The sequence below is a fragment of the Proteiniphilum saccharofermentans genome (genome assembly GCF_900095135.1).
Classification (GTDB): Bacteria; Bacteroidota; Bacteroidia; order Bacteroidales; family Dysgonomonadaceae; genus Proteiniphilum; species Proteiniphilum saccharofermentans.
Map to the genome: position 1 here is coordinate 578,723 of NZ_LT605205.1, position 18,629 is coordinate 597,351.

General features: G+C 44.1%; 14 protein-coding genes and 2 tRNA genes. 13 read left to right on the forward strand and 3 right to left on the reverse strand.

Annotation, left to right across the window (positions count from 1 at the left end):
* Window positions 1-27: 27 nt before the first annotated feature.
* The gene (locus PSM36_RS02185; protein ID WP_083710893.1) at window positions 28-1,059 is read right to left on the reverse strand and encodes a glycoside hydrolase family 18 protein; all 1,032 of its coding nucleotides are present in this window, start codon (window positions 1,057-1,059) and stop codon (window positions 28-30) included.
* Between the two features lie 414 nt (window positions 1,060-1,473).
* Between PSM36_RS02185 and PSM36_RS02190 the strand changes: the two genes are divergently transcribed.
* The 11 genes from PSM36_RS02190 to PSM36_RS02245 all read left to right on the forward strand — a co-directional run bounded on the left by PSM36_RS02190 (window position 1,474) and on the right by PSM36_RS02245 (window position 12,857).
* Window positions 1,474-2,844 carry a peptidylprolyl isomerase gene (locus tag PSM36_RS02190; RefSeq protein WP_076928589.1) on the forward strand — a complete coding sequence of 457 codons (1,371 nt, stop codon included), beginning with the start codon at window positions 1,474-1,476 and terminating at the stop codon, window positions 2,842-2,844.
* A gap of 16 nt (window positions 2,845-2,860) precedes the next feature.
* Complete coding sequence (locus PSM36_RS02195) at window positions 2,861-4,483, forward strand: OstA-like protein (protein WP_076928590.1); 1,623 nt, start codon at window positions 2,861-2,863, stop codon at window positions 4,481-4,483.
* A gap of 65 nt (window positions 4,484-4,548) precedes the next feature.
* Window positions 4,549-4,872: a hypothetical protein gene (locus tag PSM36_RS02200; protein WP_076928591.1), complete on the forward strand. Its 324-nt coding sequence runs from the start codon at window positions 4,549-4,551 to the stop codon at window positions 4,870-4,872.
* 18 nt (window positions 4,873-4,890) lie between these two features.
* Window positions 4,891-6,726, forward strand: coding sequence for a DNA mismatch repair endonuclease MutL (mutL, locus tag PSM36_RS02205; protein WP_076928592.1), 1,836 nt, complete (start codon window positions 4,891-4,893; stop codon window positions 6,724-6,726).
* 29 nt (window positions 6,727-6,755) lie between these two features.
* Window positions 6,756-7,724 carry an aldo/keto reductase gene (locus PSM36_RS02210; protein ID WP_076928593.1) on the forward strand — a complete coding sequence of 323 codons (969 nt, stop codon included), beginning with the start codon at window positions 6,756-6,758 and terminating at the stop codon, window positions 7,722-7,724.
* Window positions 7,721-8,191 (forward strand): Rieske 2Fe-2S domain-containing protein, encoded by a 471-nt coding sequence (locus PSM36_RS02215; RefSeq protein ID WP_076928594.1) that lies wholly within the window; start codon window positions 7,721-7,723, stop codon window positions 8,189-8,191. The genes PSM36_RS02210 and PSM36_RS02215 overlap by 4 nt, the downstream gene beginning before the upstream one ends.
* 168 nt (window positions 8,192-8,359) lie before the next feature.
* The gene (locus PSM36_RS02220; RefSeq protein ID WP_076928595.1) at window positions 8,360-9,568 is read left to right on the forward strand and encodes a cation:proton antiporter; all 1,209 of its coding nucleotides are present in this window, start codon (window positions 8,360-8,362) and stop codon (window positions 9,566-9,568) included.
* A gap of 254 nt (window positions 9,569-9,822) precedes the next feature.
* Window positions 9,823-9,895, forward strand: a tRNA-Gly gene (locus PSM36_RS02225).
* 8 nt (window positions 9,896-9,903) lie between these two features.
* A tRNA-Leu gene (locus PSM36_RS02230) sits at window positions 9,904-9,990 on the forward strand.
* 512 nt (window positions 9,991-10,502) lie between these two features.
* On the forward strand, window positions 10,503-11,468 hold the full coding sequence (locus tag PSM36_RS02235) for a glycosyltransferase family 92 protein (protein WP_232001500.1): 966 nt from the start codon (window positions 10,503-10,505) through the stop codon (window positions 11,466-11,468).
* A 360-nt stretch (window positions 11,469-11,828) separates the two neighbouring features.
* A complete protein-coding gene (locus tag PSM36_RS02245) occupies window positions 11,829-12,857 on the forward strand; it encodes a dihydroorotate dehydrogenase-like protein (RefSeq protein ID WP_076928597.1) in 1,029 nt (342 codons plus the stop codon).
* Here PSM36_RS02245 and PSM36_RS02250 read toward each other — a convergent pair.
* A complete protein-coding gene (locus PSM36_RS02250; RefSeq protein ID WP_076928598.1) occupies window positions 12,854-14,158 on the reverse strand; it encodes a Na+/H+ antiporter NhaC family protein in 1,305 nt (434 codons plus the stop codon). The two genes, PSM36_RS02245 and PSM36_RS02250, sit on opposite strands and share 4 nt — an antisense overlap.
* A gap of 162 nt (window positions 14,159-14,320) precedes the next feature.
* On the opposite strand from PSM36_RS02250, the gene PSM36_RS02255 reads away from it, so the two are divergent.
* Both PSM36_RS02255 and PSM36_RS02260 read left to right on the forward strand, forming a co-directional pair.
* Window positions 14,321-15,763 (forward strand): IS4 family transposase, encoded by a 1,443-nt coding sequence (locus PSM36_RS02255; RefSeq protein ID WP_076928599.1) that lies wholly within the window; start codon window positions 14,321-14,323, stop codon window positions 15,761-15,763.
* A 187-nt stretch (window positions 15,764-15,950) separates the two neighbouring features.
* Window positions 15,951-16,967, forward strand: a complete 1,017-nt coding sequence (locus PSM36_RS02260; protein WP_076928600.1) for a hypothetical protein — start codon at window positions 15,951-15,953, stop codon at window positions 16,965-16,967.
* A gap of 51 nt (window positions 16,968-17,018) precedes the next feature.
* Here the strand turns inward: PSM36_RS02260 and PSM36_RS02265 are convergent, their stop codons facing one another.
* Window positions 17,019-18,269 (reverse strand): glucuronyl esterase domain-containing protein, encoded by a 1,251-nt coding sequence (locus PSM36_RS02265; RefSeq protein ID WP_076928601.1) that lies wholly within the window; start codon window positions 18,267-18,269, stop codon window positions 17,019-17,021.
* Window positions 18,270-18,629: the final 360 nt, after the last annotated feature.

The following is an 18,629-nucleotide window of genomic DNA, read 5'->3' on the forward strand; positions in this document are numbered from 1 at the left end:
GTTTTTATCCAGTGGCCAACGGGGAAATCAATGCATAATTGTCTCGTAAACGGCCTTTCTTAGGTCTCCCGCTTCGTTGTCACAGTTATACTCCCAATACATGGCGCCTAGCAGTCCCTGGTCTTTTACATATTGGCATTTGATTGTTAATGAACGAGGATTCTCAAAACCGCAGACCAATTGTCCGATTGAATCGACAAGATAGGGAACCTGCCCTCTTTCATCCCAAAGAGTGGTGAAACCTGTCAGTTTCTCAATCTCTTTATAATCGATGAAGTCAGGGATCTTGTTTTTCTCGCCTCGGCCATAAAATGGCATACCAAGCACTAGTTTATGCTTGGGGCATCCTGCCGCAAGGTGTCTTTTTACCGCTTCGTCGGATGTTAAACGGCCACTATGCTCGGAAGGATACAGTGCTGAAAGGTGTTTTGGGGCAGTAGCCATATCGTAAGCCATGATGTTCACAAAATCCACATAGGGGTCAATGGCCTTGAAGTCGATATATTTGGCAGATGCTGCAGAAGCCAATGTTAGCAACTTTTCTTTTCCAATGGCGCCTCTTATATCCTTCATAAGGAGGGTGAAATTGTCAGTGTCATCGGGAGAAGATGAGATATTTGCGGCAGAACTCGTAGGGTATTCCCAGTCGAGATCAATACCATCAAGATTGAATTCATTTACAATCTGCCGGCATTCTTCCGCAAACTGTTCTCTGTTCTTTGCCGTGGCGGCCATCTCGGAGAATCGGCCGCTGCCCCATCCTCCAATCGACAGTAGTACTTTTAGGGACGGTTTTTTCCTTTTTAGGGAAACGATTTGTTTTAATCGGTCTGGATTGTCGATACGTACTCCGTTAAATGAATCGTTTACATGTCCGAAAGCGTAATTAATATGTGTCATATATGCCGGATCAGGCATAATTGAACTCCCGGAAGTAACATATGCTACAATCACTTTTGGAGGGGTGTCCGATTTCCCTGTTGTTGAAGTCGTAGATGAAGAAAATATAACGAGCATCAATGCCAACAGAACGTAAATCTCTTTTAAGGTTGTTTTCATCTTACTAAGATATTAAAAGGACAAATATCTATAAATAAAAAAGAAAAACAAAAAGAAATTTTATTTTAAATCAAAAGGCTGCTTGCTTTTTTAAAATCGGCGAACCTTCCCTTCTGCCGATATAACTACTTTTAACCATCAAACTATTTTGCTGCTAAGGGGATTATCATTACTTTTACACTCCCAGAATTGGGGTGTAAGAGTTGGAATGTAGTTTTTCAGATGAAACGAGCATGAAAATTGTTCTCGCTCAAGAACATGATAATATGCGAGTTCCATACGGGCACAGTGTAAAAAATTAAATATTATCGTATGAAACCGACATGTTTAAAATAATCATTAAACACCCGAAGGTAATGATTATTTTGAACATCAAAGGTTCCATATACCGAAATAAAACAATAAAATAATCATATGAAATATTCAGTGAAGATATTGTTCTTTTTTATGGCGATGTTATTCGTTCCCAGTCTGATGATTGCCCAGAATAATGTGGTCGATGAGATTGTATGGGTGGTAGGCGATGAAGCTATCCTGAAATCAGAGGTGGAAGAATACCGCAAAGAGATACTGATGCAGAATCAGCGTATTGAAGGTGATCCCTATTGTTTTATTCCCGAGCAGTTGGCTATTAGGAAACTGTTTCTCGATCAGGCGAAGCTCGACAGTATTGAAGTGCAGGAATCACAGGTGACCCGTTCACTGGAGTACATGATCAATGAATATATTGCTTCCGTTGGTTCAGTAGAGAGGTTGGAAGAATATTGGGGTAAAAGTATGACTGCCATCCGGGAAGACCTGCGTGAGCAGCTCCGTGAACAGCAACTCATAGAAGGTGTGCAACAGAAGCATTTCGGAAGCGTGCAATTGACACCTTCCGAAATCCGGAAATATTATAACAGCCTTCCCCAGGACAGCCTTCCCTTCATTCCGACGACACTGGAAGTGCAGATCATCACGGTAGAGCCGGAAATTCCATTGGAGGAAATTGATAGGGTCAAGGCGCAGTTGAGAGATTATACGGAACAGATAACCAGTGGCAAAAATAGCATGTCTACATTGGCCATACTCCATTCCGAAGACCAGGGATCGGCTATGAGAGGAGGAGAATTGGGCTTTATGAACCGTTCTTCTTTGTCTCCTGAGTTTGCCAATGTGGCCTTCGCGCTGAATGACCCGCAAAGAGTATCGAATGTTGTGGAGACTGAATATGGTTTTCATATCATCCAGTTGATCGAACGGAGAAACGATATGGGAAACTTCCGGCATATATTGTTGAAGCCGAAAGCACCTAAGGTGTCTCTCGATACGGCGATCATCCGCCTCGACTCTATCAGGACTGGAATCATGGACAAGAAAATTACGTTTGACGATGCAGCCACTTACCTCTCTGCAGATAAAGACACCCGGAATAACAGAGGGATCATGGTGAATAATACCCCCAGAAGTGCCAATGCCGGTACGCCACGGTTTGCCCTGAACGAGTTAAATCAGGACATTGCGAAGGTTGCGGGCGAAATGAAGAAAGGAGACGTGTCCACGCCATTTATTATGATAAATGATAAAGGGCGGGAGGTGGCAGCAGTTATTAAAATTACCGACCGTAACGAAGGGCATAGGGCTAATATCAATAACGATTACCAGATCATCAAACAGATGGCCGAGAATGCCAAACAGCAAAAGCTGGTGGATGAATGGCTGCAGGATAAAATCAGGAAAACGTATGTTCGTATAGATCCCGAATGGCAAGGATGCGAATATAAATACAAGGATTGGCTAAAATAACTGTGTTCTTACGGCAATGAGGAAACAACGCTTGCAATCTTTCAGAGGAGGCATACTTTTGTTCGGGCTACTTTCGCTTATGTTAGCGTCGACTTATGCACAGCAGCCTCCCCGGCAACAATCTGCGGATCCTCCGGTGGAGATTGTGGAAATGAGGCAGGCTGATCTTTTGAGCAAGAGGGATGGATTCGATGCGCAAATCTTTACAGGTAATGTGGTCTTTTATCACGAAGGGGCATTCATGTATTGCGATAGTGCTTACCTCTATCAGCAGGCCAATTCATTTGAAGCATTCAGCAATGTGAGGATGGAGCAGGGGGATACCATTTTTGTGTATGGCGACTACCTGCACTACGATGGAAATATCCGGTTGGCACGGCTTCGTGATAATATCCGGATGGAAGACCGGACTGCTACGCTCTTTACCGATAGCCTCGATTACGACCGTACTACCAATCTGGGATATTACTTCGATGGAGGGATGCTGGTGGATGAGAAGAACGAGTTGACTTCTTACTGGGGGCAATATAGCCCTGATACTAAGGAGGCACTGTTCAATGACAGTGTGAAACTGGTCAATGAAGACTATATTATTTATGCCGATACGTTGAAATACAACACCGAGTCGAAATTTGTCGATATCCTGGGTCCTTCACGTATTGTATCCGACAGCGGTTATGTGCATACAAGCAAGGGATGGTATAATACTGTGACAGACGACTCCAAATTATTGGACCGTTCGGAAGTGTATAGCAATGACGGGACAAAAGTACTTATCGGCGATACTATACTCTATAACCGTCAAACGGGACAGGGAGAGGTGTTTGGCGATATGTTCCTGGAGGATAAGGCCCAGAAGGCTATCCTGAGGGGGAATTATGGCTATTATGATGAAAAGACGGAGTATGGAATGGCTACAGACAAGGCATATGCCATTGACTACTCCCAAGGCGACAGCCTGTATGTGCACGGTGACACGCTCATCATGAAAACCGATTCAATATACCGGGATGTGAAGGCTTTCTATAACGTACGTTTCTATCGCTCAGACCTTCAGGGTGTATGTGACTCGCTGCACTATGCCTCAGCCGACTCCATACTTTATATGATTGGTGATCCTGTAATATGGAGCGATAATAATCAGATACTGGGAAACCGGATCGATGTTTTCCTGAACGACTCCACCATCGAAAAAGCTATTGTGAGAGATTATGCACTGGCTATCCAGGAAAGGATGGAAGAGGATCAGTTCAATCAATTGAGCGGTAGGGATATGACCGCTTTCTTCCGTGACGGGGAACTCTATCATGTCCTGGTGGAAGGTGATGCAGTTTCACTATACTATGCAATGCAGGAAGACAGTACTATCATCGGGTTGAATAGGATGGAGAGTGCTTATCTGGAGATGGATACAGAAAAGGACCGGATTACGAAATTAAAGACGTATTCAGCGACTTCAGGAGTCATGACTCCTTTGCCCCTGTTAAAACCCGAAGAGACTCGACTGAAAGAATTTGTCTGGCTCAATTATTTGCGACCTACTGGTTCTGATGATATTTTCCGCAGGAATGAACGGCGTAGCTCCGAAGCCACAGAACCCCGTCGGGGACGCTTTGAGAGAGAAGATATCACGCTCTAATCTTGTGTGATTTGCCTGTTTTACTTCGTTTTTTTATTTTTTCATAAACCAAACAGCAGCTTATTATGGGTGTTTTCTTTTTTTATAATAACCGAAAACCGCGTAAATTCAATTATACGCCTATCCTTTATAATCCGGAAGAGGAGGAGCGCAAGAAGAACTTGCAAGACAGGATCGAGAAAGTTAAAAGGGAGATGGGGGTATTGCCGGAGGAAAAACCGGTCGAAAGGAAGGATTTTAAGACGGAATTTGTTTCCCAGACACGTCATCTGAAAAAACGTAAGGAGAAGGAAAGTTCCGGGATAAATTCTTTTTTCGCTAATAATGGATTGCTTATCATTATCCTTGTGGTTCTTTTCGCGATCTTCTTTTTCTGGTTTTTACGTTAGATAGCACGGATATAGAATATGCCTGATATTATTCATCTCCTTCCGGATTCCATTGCCAACCAAATTGCTGCGGGTGAGGTAATACAGCGCCCTGCATCGGTAGTGAAGGAACTGATCGAGAACTCGCTCGACGCCGGCGCTACACATATTATTCTCAGTGTGAAGGACGCCGGACGTACCTTTATCCAGGTTATTGATAATGGCAAAGGGATGTCTGCTACCGATCTACGGATGGCTTTCGAACGTCATGCCACCTCCAAGATACGGAGTGCCGATGATCTGTTTTCACTTACCACGATGGGATTTCGGGGTGAAGCTCTCCCTTCTATTGCTGCGATCTCCCATATAGAGGTAAAGAGTCGGAGGGAAGAGGATGAATTGGGATCGCTGCTGGTCATTTCCGGATCGAAGGTCGAAAAACAGGAGATGGTGGCAGCAGCTACCGGGACCTCAATCACCGTGAAGAATATTTTCTTCAATGTGCCGGCAAGGAGAAAATTCCTGAAATCCAATGAGACGGAACGACGAAATATTTTTACCGAATTCGAGCGTATCGTGTTGGTTAATCCTGATGTGGAGTTCACACTGATTGAAAATGGAGTGGAAACACTCCATCTGCCCAAAACGGGACTGAGGCAACGCATCGTTCAGATAGAAGGGAAAAATACGAATCAGCAGTTGATCGAAATCAACGAGGAGACTACGCTTGGGAAGATTTATGGCTATATAGCCCGGCCCGAATTTGCCAGGAAGGGGAAAGTAAACCAGTTCTTTTTCGTCAATAACCGGTATATCCGGCATCCCTACTTCCACCGTGCGGTCACTACCGCGTTTGAGCCGCTTATTGCGGCCAACGAGAAACCAGGTTACTACATCTATTTTCAAGTCGACCCGGATACGATTGATGTGAATATTCATCCAACCAAGACGGAGGTTAAATTCGAGAACGAACAGGCTCTTTGGCAGATACTGATGGTGACTGTAAAAGAGTCGCTGGGGAAATTCAATGCGATTCCTACCATCGACTTTGACAGGGATGATGCACCCGAAATACCGGTCTACGACCCTTCCCGCACCTCTTCGATGCCGAAGGTGAATGTTGATCCCGGTTATAATCCTTTTCACAGTCACCGTACTGAAACCCCGCAGCCGAAAGTGCCTGCTTTTGGCTGGGAGCAGCTTTATAAAGGATTCGAAAAAGAAAAGGAATTGGTTGATGAGATAGAGGGTAGAACCCCCGCTACCTTGTTCAAGCCGGCGGGGGGCGATCGTAATTTGCCTGAGACTGAACTTTCCCCGGAACATTACCAGTATAAGCAGAAATATATACTCACCTCGGTCAAGTCGGGATTGATGATTATTGATCAGCACAAGGCGCATGTACGTATCCTTTTCGATAAATATCTGGAGCAGATAAGGAATAAAAGGGGAATCTCCCAACGGGTATTATTCCCCGAAGTGTTGGAACTGTCGGCTTCCGAGGCAGCCGCCTTGCCTTCCATCATGGAGGATTTGGAGGCGCTGGGTTTTGAATTGAGCGATCTGGGTAATCACAGCTTTGCCATACAGGCTGTCCCTTCTGAAATTGAAAATGCTGCTCCTGCCGCACTGATCCGTTCCATGATCGGAAAAAGTATGGAGACGGGAAGTGACGTGAAATCGGAAATACAGGAATCAATAGCGCTTTCGCTTGCCAATCTGACGGCTATTCCTTACGGAAATACATTGACTACGGAGGAGATGTTGCTTATAGTGAGCCAACTCTTTGCGTCACCTTCTCCTACTTATACCCCCGACGGACAAACTATAATCAGCGTGATATCGGATGCTGAGATTGAAAAGAGAATGCAATGAGATATTCAACCCTTCATAATTAAACAGATATGACACATTATTCTTATTGTGGAAACAGCGGCGTACAACTCCCTAAAATATCACTGGGGCTTTGGCATAATTTTGGATTTGCCGATGATTATGAGACTGCACGTGAAATGGTAATACATGCTTTTGAACAGGGCATAACCCATTTCGACCTGGCAAATAATTATGGTCCTCCTCCGGGATCAGCAGAATCGAACTTCGGAAAGATCCTGAAAGAGGATCTCTCTTCCCATCGCGACCAAATGATCATTTCCTCCAAAGCGGGGCATCTGATGTGGGATGGCCCCTATGGAGACGGTTCATCGAGGAAATATCTTATGGCCAGCATCAATCAGAGTCTTAAACGGACAGGATTGGAGTATTTCGATATCTTCTATTCACATCGTTATGACCCCAATACGCCGGTAGAGGAGACAATGCAGGCGCTGGTCGATATTGTGCGACAGGGGAAGGCTCTTTACATAGGCTTGTCCAAATATCCACCCGTACAGGCGCGTGTTGCTATGAACTACCTGAAAGAAAGAGATGTTCCCTGTTTCATCTTTCAGGATAAATATAGTATGTTCAATCGCCTGCCTGAAAAGGATATCCTGGACATCACAGAAGAATTCGGTTCCGGATTTATTGCCTTTTCCCCGTTGGCGCAAGGGCTCCTTACCGATAAGTATTTGAATGGAATTCCTGAAGATTCGCGTGCCGCCAATCCATCCGGTTTCTTGCAGAAAGAACAGGTGACCTCATTGCTTGTGGATAAGGTGAAGCAGTTGAATGCGATGGCTATACAGAGAGGGCAGACCATGGCCGAAATGGCATTGGCCTGGACATTGAGAGATAAGAGAGTCACGTCTCTTATTGTGGGTGCACGTAATGTATCGCAGTTGAAGGATAATCTCAAGGCGTTAGAGAATACCTCATTCACGAAAGAAGAACTGGAACGGATTGATGCGATCCTTGACGGAGCTACATTATGAGACGGATGGTGTTTGTCCTTTCGGTTATTATCCTGCTTGCATTTTCCTGCGGGGACGAAACAGCCCGTCAGACCGTTCCGTATGCACCTGTGAATTTCAGGGTTGACCCCAGTGGTTATGACGCCATATTGAATAATCCGCACTCATATAAAATCTTTACCGAGGAAGAGCGACGTCTTCCTTCCGACCGTTTTGGCTACGCCGGGGTGTTGGTCGTCTCCGACGCAAGAGGGGATCTGCACGCCTTTGATCTTTGCTGTCCTCACGAGGACAGCAAAGGAATAACCGTAACCCCCGATTATGAAGAGAATGAGGGATATAACGGTAAGGTAAAATGTGTCTCATGCGGTTCCGTTTTTGTTACTATGTTCGGTCTCGGCAGTGTGGAGTCGGGGCCTTCAACGGAGCCCTTGCAACGGTACAATGTGTTACCGCTGCAGGATGGCAGTTACCGGGTAGTCAATTAACCTCAGGGGGATTTAATATTATTTTTGATAAAAAACACGCCTTTTTTTGATCCCGCTGCCATTATCGTGGTGGTAATTCGATTTTTTTTACTACCTTTGCACCCTAATTTTTCACGGGTATAATTCTTTTTACTTATTTTTCTGTTATACCCTTAATAATTCTACTGAATGAAAAAAGTTTTTATTTTCTCTTTCTTGCTGGTTACCGGCCTTATTTTATCACAGCTTGTCCCTCATCTTTTAGGTGATAATTTCTATTCGTTCAAGATTTTCTTAGATGCATTATTATATGTTTCGCTGGCGTTTATCATGATCAATGTAGGGCGCGAGTTCGAAATAAATAAAGAACAATGGCGATCCTATTCGAAAGATTATCTGGTGGCTATGGGAGCGGCTGCATTCCCCTGGATACTGGTAGCCCTGTATTATCTGTTTGCGGTAGCGCCGTCCGGGATGCAACTATGGGGGAGTGGAGATGCTTGGAAGGAAACATTCCTGTTGAGCCGTTTCGCGGCTCCCACTTCGGCAGGTATTCTGTTCACGATGCTGATTGCTGCCGGATTAAAGCATACATGGGTGTATAAAAAGGTACAGGTGCTGGCTATTTTTGACGACCTGGATACCATCCTGCTAATGATCCCTTTGCAGATACTGATGATCGGAATGCGTTGGCAGATGTTCGTGATACTTATTGTCGCCATCATGTTGATATGGGTGGGCTGGAAAAAGATGAACACCTACAATCTCCGTCAGGACTGGAAGTCAATATTATTGTATTCTGTCATTATGTATGCCCTGATTGAAGCCCTTTACCGGGTGTCGACCTATTTTTTCGGCGGTGACGGCAGTATTCATATAGAGATTCTTCTTCCGGCTTTTGTTCTGGGGATGATTATGAAAGGTGACCATAATGCTGCACCCGATCTGAAAAGTGAAAGGGTAGGAAATTCTATATCTTACCTCTTTATGTTATTGGTTGGGATGAGTATGCCTTTGTTTCTTGGAGTCGACTTCGGTACAGTTGCGGAGCAGTCGTCCTCTATAATTTCCCGCATACCGATACCTTCCTGGGGAGTGATTGCTTTGCATGTCGTTTTGGTAACTCTGATTTCCAATATAGGAAAGCTCTTTCCATTACTTTTTTATCGGGATCGCAAGATTGGCGAAAGACTTGCCGTTTCAGTGGGTATGTTTACCCGTGGAGAGGTAGGTGCCGGAGTGTTATTTATAGCGATCGGATATCAATTGGGAGGTGTGTTGCTGATTGTCTCGGTTTTGGCTATGTGTTTGAATCTGTTACTCACCGGATTCTTTATCAGTTATGCCAAGAAACTGACTCAGGATGCTGTGCGGGAAACGATAGAAATAGGTGTGTAGGGCGGTATAAACAAGATAAATTAAGTTCTGCTTGTAAAAATTCTCCTTATTGCTTTGAAATACGGAGAAACATATTTACATTTGCAGTCGCAAAAAAGGGCAGAGTTTTTAATGCGTTAATAATCTTTGTTCTAAATATTATTGCGGAAGTAGCTCAGTTGGTAGAGCATAACCTTGCCCCAAAAAGGAAATGGGAACTAACCTTGGCAAGGAAGTAACGGGCAGCGGATCCGGTAAAAGAATTAAATATTATTGCGGAAGTAGCTCAGTTGGTAGAGCATAACCTTGCCAAGGTTAGGGTCGCGGGTTCGAGTCCCGTCTTCCGCTCAAGGTGCGCTCGGATGGTGGAATGGTAGACACGCAAGACTTAAAATCTTGTGACCATTACGGTTGTGCGGGTTCAAGTCCCGCTCCGAGTACCAAGAAAAACTGCTGTAAATCAATTGATTTACAGCAGTTTTTCTTTTTTGCAGGACGCCAAAGGGCTCCAAAGAAAACGAGATATAAGATTTAAACAACTTTAACCATGAGCCACTCTTTTCCCGTTCCACTTACCTATATTTTCCCTTTTATCCTTATTTTTGCAATACATCACTTCAGCAATTATGGTATGGAATCAATCTTCACCCGCTTACAACATTTTATCAATAAATTCACTTCATGACGGTTGAAAAAATTCAATCGACCTTCTTGAGTTGAAATCCGAATATTGGAATGACAAGACCCTACACAGGTTGTCCGTGAAGAAATTTATAAGTCATCATGCGAGTTGGTCAAGAAGTAGAACGCTTGAAACAAGAAGCGAAAAAGCTATCCTATTATTAAAAAAACTAAAATAATGCAGTGTTTTTCAGTTTTATGTGTCTTTATTATGAATTTCTCTTTTAATCCATTATTAAGGTGAAGACGACAACGAATGATCATAAATAAATCAATGGCAAACTTTCTGACGGCATTTATTCCTAACAGATCGAAAAGGGAGAAGTGGCGTGAGGAATTGGTAAAATCTGATCTATCCTTTTTGATGCGTAAGGGGTTTGCGGAGGTCATGGCAGGAATCATCCCACACAAAATGACGAGGAACCAATGGCGGGGAATTTTGCGTTATGGATTACTACGGGCCCTTAAACTCCGCTGGAAGGTATATCGCAATAGGACGGTATCTCCGAAGCATTATCTGGCTGTCTGCGCAATAGCAAAAAACGAAGGCCCCTATTTTCAGGAATGGATAGAATGGCATCATAATTTAGGAATAGAGAAGTTTTACATATATGACAACGAAAGTACGGATAATACCAAAGAAGTATTGGAACCTTACATAGTATCAGGGTTGGTGGAATATGTGTTTAGGAAGGGGGTGAAACAACAACTGCCGGTCTATGATGATTGCTTGGAAAAACATCGTTTGGATGCACGTTGGATTGCGTTTATTGATCTGGATGAGTTCATAGTGCCTATGCAAGACAAAACGATTCCCCAGTTTTTGTGCAGGTTCGAGGGTGCGTCCGCAGTAGAAGTTAATTGGTTGGTATATGGTAGCGGTGGAGCCAGAAAAAAAGTGGCCGGAGGGGTCATGGAGCGATTTAAAAGACATTCGGAACCAAGCCATATTTTGAACAGGAATGTTAAGAGTATTGTCAATCCACGTCGTGTCTTTTCATTTATCGGTTGCCATGAAGTAGCAAGAATGTCCGGAAAAACTGTTGATTCGCACGGTCAATCGGTTCGAAAGAATTTCAGAGATCGCAACCCCCAGCACGATGTTATTCGTATCAACCATTATGCTGTAAAATCCTACGAAGAGTTTTTGGAAAAACGTGCCAGAGGTCGGGCTAGGGCACTTAGTATCCGGAATTTGGACTATTTTGAACAATTCGACCTTAATGATATAGAGGGGTGATCAATCGAAAAACCGAGCAAGCCGGGTAATTCTTGTTGTGGTTGATTCGAGATTTGGCCAATAACTCCCGTTCCCCAAGCCCCTTCGCTCGATTTTCCCGATACAAATTCCCCGATACCGTAATACAGCGACAGTAACTCTTGGATGATGCTTAACAACTATATTTTTATATCCCGATATGGTTCTTTCGTGAAAAAAATGTAACTTTGTCTTGTATGCTAAACCTGTATTGAGGTGAATTTTTATAAACTGATATGCCGGGAATCCTGTGCCTGAACCGGCCATGAGGATTAATATAAAGATAGAAGCTGGTATTTTGGCATTGATCGTGAGAAATTAATATATAAAAAATATAGTCGTATGAAGAACCTGGAAACATCCTACATGGGCATTCCGCTCAAAAACCCGGTCATACTGGGGGCATCAGAACTGTCATCTGAGATCGATTCACTGAAAAAAGCCGAGCAGGCGGGAGCTGCAGCCATAGTCTATAAAACACTCTTTGAAGAACAGATACAGTTGGAAGATCTGCAATTCGACGAGTTGAAGGACGAGTATAACGATATCCATGCCGAGATGACTTCGCTTCACCCTGATATCGATCGTTCCGAGATCGAGTATTACTTGGTAAAGATCCGCAATGCGAAAGAAAGCCTTTCCGTACCGGTGATAGCCAGTCTGAATGCCGTGAACGAATCATCCTGGTTCCGCTATGCACGCCTGATCGAAGAGACCGGAGTGGACGGAATAGAACTCAATCTTTATCAGACACCCACGCAGTTCGACCTTGATGCGGCAGAAATCGAAAATCGACAGATAGCGATGGTTACTGAGATAAAAAAACAACTGTCCATACCGGTGAGTGTAAAACTCAGTTCCGACTATACCAATATTCTTCACTTCGCGAAACGTCTCGATGAAGCGGGCGTGGACGGAATGGTGCTTTTTAATTCTTTTTTTCAGCCTGATATCGATATTGAGAAGGAGAGTCACAGAAGAGCATTTAACCTGAGTAAAAAGGGTGATTACAAACAGTCGTTGCGTATCGCCGGAATGCTCTACGGCCGTGTGAATGCTGCCGTATGTGGTAGCAGGGGTGTCTTCAACGGGGATGATGTGATCAAGCTGATCCTCTCCGGTGCAACCTGTGTACAGGTGGTAAGCGTTGTCTACAGGCATGGGATGAAACAGATCACAGGAATGATCCGTGAGATTGAGGAATGGATGGAAAGGAAAGGTTACGATACTTTGGATCAGTTCAGGGGAAAACTTTCGGACAGTGTACTCAATAAAAACGACAATCTGTTAATCTACAAGAGGGCACAGTACGTCGACCTGATACTTCATTCCGACACGATCTTCGGGAATATGCAGCACCGAGGTTTTTAAGAATAGCGTTTCGGGTAACGCACTGCAATGGCAATAGTGGCGGCTATACCGATCAGGAAGGGATAGTAAAGCCTGGGGACGATTTCTACAGGATTGATATTCGCTATTCCGGCGGCAATGAGTAATTGTGCGCCGTAAGGGATCATACCTTGCACAAAGCAGGAGAAGGTATCCATCAGGCTGGCCGTTTTGCGGTTGTCGAGTTCGAAACGGGTACTGATATCTTTGGCAATCGGACCGGTGATGATACAGGCGATAGTATTGTTGGCGGTGCAGAAGTTGGTGAACATCACCAAACCGGCAATGGAGAATTCCGCACCACGTTTCGACGATATTTTGCGCGTGAGTATATGGATAAGCCAATCGATCCCTTTGTTGTATTTGATAACTTCGAAAACTCCGCCTGCCATAATAGTGACTATGATAAGTTCACCCATATCCGAGACAATACCTGTTCTCGCTGATAACGTCAGATCCCATATTGAAAAATCGGGAGAGATCAATCCGAAAAATGACGAAAGTACTATTCCGGTCAGGAGGACGATAATCACATCCACACCTGCCAATGCAGTGATCAATACGACGAGATAGGGGATTACCTTTATCCAGTCGGCACTGTCGAAAGCCACTTTGTCGGTGACGGTAATATCACGTCCCATGAAGATATAGATCATCACCATAATGATTGCCATCGGGATAACAATCATGGAGTTGACACGGAACTTATCGGTCATTTTACAGCCTTGTGTTTTGGTTACTACAATAGTAGTGTCGGAGATGAACGAGAGGTTGTCACCGAACATGGAACCCCCGATTACTACACCTAGTATCATGGCCGGGGCTATATCGGTTTGCCCTGAAATACCGACGGCAATGGGTGCCAGCGCGGCAACGGTCCCGCTTGAAGTGCCCATTGACATGGAGATCACACATGCCGCTACGAACAATCCTGCCATGATGGCCTGTGGCGGCATGGTATAAAGGATCAGGTTTACGGTAGCGTCTACAGCTCCCATTGAACCGGCAATGGCAGAAAAAGCGCCGGCAAGGATGAAGATGACGACCATGAGCATGATAGTTTCATTACCGGCACCTTTTGAGAAGATACGTAACCGCTCCGGGAAAGGAGTCCGTCGCACAGAAAGAATGGCGACGGCCGTAGCTATTGTAAAAGCCACTGAGACGGGCATATTGCGTAGGTCACGTGTGATAGCGTACGTGATGGCGTAAAGTATAAGGAAAAGTACGAAAGGGAGCAAAGCCCAGCCGTTCCCTCTGTTCCTGTTAGTTTGAGAATCCATTCTTTAATTTATTCCCTGCCTGATAAACGGTAAGGTGACTGATGTTTCGCAGTTAAAAATGAAGTTGATAATCAGAGGATAAGAGATAAAAAAAGCAGCATATTTTAGCTGATATATCATTGAAAATGATTATCTTAGCGATGGAAGCCAAACCATTAAAATATGCTGCGGGACAAAGATGTTAAAAAGATTCAAGAGTTGAAAGCGGACTTTACCCCCGGCAGGGTTTCCGCGGAAGATATTTTTAGCCGCTTCAAGGCGTTGAAGCTAAGCGAAGGTCTTTCTGAGTTCAAATGGTTCAAGACCCGGGGATATGATTTTAAAATGGTCCTGGCCCTGCTGGTCTCCATGGTGGTCAGTTCAGACAAGACGGTCAACTCCTATCTGAACAGCCCCACAGGTGAAGGTTCCACCATGGGCAAGGATGTGTTCTATCGCCTGAAGAACAGTCCCTTTATATGCTGGCGGATGCTTATGTGGCATCTTGTGCATCGTTTTCTGACGGTGACGTCCAAAGATAGTGATGTAGATGATACCTCATCCCGTTACCTGATCTTCGATGACACCACCCTGTCCAAAACCGGTAAGCGTATAGAGAAGATCGGGAAGGTATGGGATCATGTAACAAACAGCTACGTGCTTGGATTCAAGCTGTTGGTGATGATGTACTGGGACGGCAAGTCCTCCATGCCACTGGATTTCAGTCTTCACCGGGAGAAAGGGAAGAATCAGGAACGCCCCTTTGGGATGAGCAAAAAGCAGATCCGCAAGCAATACAGTTGCAAGCGTATCAAGGACTCGTATACCGCTAAACGTGTGGAAGAAGTGGACACGAACAAGATCCAGATGGTCCTGCGGATGTTTTTCACGGCCATCTATCGCGGGCTTCGCGTTGATTACGTCCTGGTGGACAGCTGGTTTACTTGCGATGCGTTGATACAGGCTATCCGGGGTGTGAAGGACAAGGAAGTTCACCTGATCGGGATGTACAAGTTTGCAAAGACTAAGTTTGAGTACCAGGGTAAGAGCCTGACCCACGCCCAGATCAATAACATGCTGGGCAAAGCCAGGCGCTGCCGTTCCCTGGGTTACCAGTACAAACAGGCCAAAGTGCTGTACCAAGGTGTTGAGATCTGCCTTTTCTTTAGTCGTCGGGGCAAAAATGACAAATGGAAGGTTTTGTTGACGACGGACACGAAGCTGACGTTCAAGGGATTGATCAGGCATTACCAGGTAAGATGGGTTGTGGAGGTGTTCAATCGAGAATCGAAGCAATTGTTGAACCTGGGAAGATGTCAATCCAGTAACTTTGACGCCCAGGTAGCAGAAACGACCATCAGCATGATAGCCTATCTGTTATTGACACTGCGTTTCCGGTACGATAACTACGAGTCGAAAGGGGCACTCTATCGGTCAATGAACGCCGATGTGCTCAGGGAAACACTCGACAGACGGCTATGGGGGCTGTTCATCGAGTTAGCCTGCTCAGTATGCGAGGTATTGGAGATGGATGCCGATGATTTACTTGAAAAAATGTTGGCCAATCCAAAAGCAGAATCCATGATCATTGCACTGTGTTGTTCGGTGATGGTTAAGGACGATTGAGAAATTGTAAAATATAAAATGTTATAGTACAGAGATATAGATAATAATGCATTTCCCTTCTATTTCTTTGTCAATGGTTTGAGGGAAGTGCGAAACATGAGTAAGGTGATAACCTGTTTTGTTATGAATGGCAAAAATACAAGATAGTTTTTAAAATAAAAAAAATCGTAAGTTATTCTGTAAAACATTGCCATATCCTAAGTTGAACTTAGGGGTGGTTTCGGATGACGATATTGTAACCGGCCTGTTGGCAAATGATCATCAGCTTTTCTTTTTCAGAAATGGATATAGATACGCCGGCGAAGTTCCTCCTGCGTATCAGGGAGAGACAGCATCCACCGTTGAAGTGGTCAAATATGCTGCCAATAAAAAGTATGGCATAGAAGGTAGTGAGGGACAATATGAGATCCCTGAATCAAAAACAGAGGATAACCTTTTAACTTCCCGGATTGAAGTGATTATTCCAACTGATAATCCGTCCCATCTGAACGTAAAACGTAATTTAAGATGTACGGGTAATGTGAAAGAAGATTATTGGCAACTGCTGCTTTATGAAGATTGGGATAAAGAAATGAGAGAAAAGCTGGGTATACGGCAAACATTAATGGAGGAATTGCAGGAAAACAAATCAACCCGCAAGCGTGTTGATGAGTATACTTCTGTGTTAGAGAGTCATAAGAAGGAACAAAAAGAGAATGTTGAGCTGGAACTTACCGTATATCATGGACAAAAACCGGAAAAGATCGGGGACTATTTTTTCAGTTCGATGGGTATAGCAACCGACCGTCCGGCATTGGATTATATGGTGTCTTATACAGTGGACGGATTGGTGAAGAATGCAGGGAATAATCTTATCCTTGAAGTGGGCAGACTGATAGGACAACATTGGGAACCCACAGAACGGGATGAAAAACGTACTATTGAAGCCTATCTCCCGACTGCCATGAGCCTGAACTATGATATTGAGATAGAGATTCCTGAAGGATATACCGTTGATGGGTTAGATGCGTTGTCTTCCGACTATTCGAATGACTACGGTGGGTTTCGCTCCGATTATAAACTCGAAGGAAATAAATTATTCATATCAGCGAGTAAGACATATGGAAAGTCTTATGTCCCACTTGAGAGATGGAATGAAATCCTCCTGATTGCGAAGAAAACGAACGATTTCCAGGCAAAAACAGTTATTCTTAAAAAGATATAGGAAAAATAAAACTGAATATCAAATTTGCTATTATCTGCTCTTCGGGGATCGTTATTTGAAATGCTTATCTGCAAAATCCAGGTAACACTCCCAGTCGTATTCGGTTACATCATGTTTGCCAGCCCTTATATGGTAACCGATATCTCTCATGATTGGTTTATGCAACGCCGGCATTTCTCCCGAATCAATAGTAGTTAATCCGTATAGGCGATAGACCGGGCCGGCAAGGTAAGCAGATAAAAATTCACCTCTCGGGTCTGCCCAAAGATCTTCTTCGGCACTTGCCACATATACCTTTCCTGGTGCTATCAAGGCGATAAGTTGGTGCTGATCCACCGGGAGGGTCTCCTCCTTATCGTTGTATTGTCGGAAATTTTTACAGAACCAATGGGGGAAATTCTTATTGATGACGGCTGCGGTTTCACCGAATTTCCTTCTGAAAAGGGCAGCGCCCCCACATCCGGAATCATTGGATATCACAATCCGGAAACGTTCGTCCTGAGCACCGGCCCATAGAGCTGCCTTCCCCTGGCGGGAGTGTCCCATGATGGCAATCTTGTCACTGTCTATTTTCTCCTGAGTTTCCAAAAAATCCACGATCCGGCTCGACCCCCAGGCCCAGGCACCGATGGCCTGCCATTCGTCGGGAGCAATAACTTCAGGATCGTATTCCGGAAAAAGAGAGACAATGCTGTGATCCCTTAGCTCCGGGTTATCGGGGTAGATATCGTGGTAGCACATTGTCGCAATGGCATATCCACGATCGATAATTTTATCGTAACTCCATCGATTTGCCTGATTCCCTCTTTCCCAATCAGGATGATCCGGTTCTTTCACCAAATGGAAAGCAGGAGAATATAGTACCGTTGTATCAAAAGTAGTACTATGGTTTCCTTTGAAATTATACCCTACAAAAACAGGCATTTTACCCGTCGGCTTGTTGGGTATGTACATCCATAAAAGAGCTTCAATTTTTTTCTTTCCATTCGAAAAAATAAATCTCACCTGCTTGGAGGTTACCTTCCCATCCATGGCATTGGGATTTTCCGTTACTATTTCATAGGCGACATCGATATTGTCTTCTGGTGTACGGCCGTACATCTGTGAAGCGAATAACTCCAGTAGTTCCGGTCTCCTCTGCGTTTCCCACTGTGTCGCACTGGTAATCTTTTCTCCGTTATTAGCCTGCAATAGGTTGGGAAGGATATACGCAGGTACTTTCGACTCATCGTAATTCACATTTTGTTGGGCGCATAAACACACTGCAACCAGCCATGCTATTAATCCAAAATATGTTTTCATCTTTATTGCCCGATTAAGTATATATATGCAAATGTAATAATTATTTGTTACTCTGGGTCACTGGTATCTGATTAAAACTGAGATATTATTAAAATCAAATAAACCTCGTCCATTGAACCCAAATTGTTTTCTGTCGTTTCGAAATTCAATTTTGTCAAAAAGGATCCTTAAGGTGGGTTTTATCGGTCAACGGCATCCTACTTTCAATCAACAACAATTATTCTCAAATAGTTATAGTATGAAACGAGCATGATAATTGTTCTCACACAAGAGCATGACTAAAAGCGAGTTCCATACGACACCATTGAAAATAAATATTTTAGTCGTATGAAAATAAAGGACCGGATCCTTTCCCCGGGT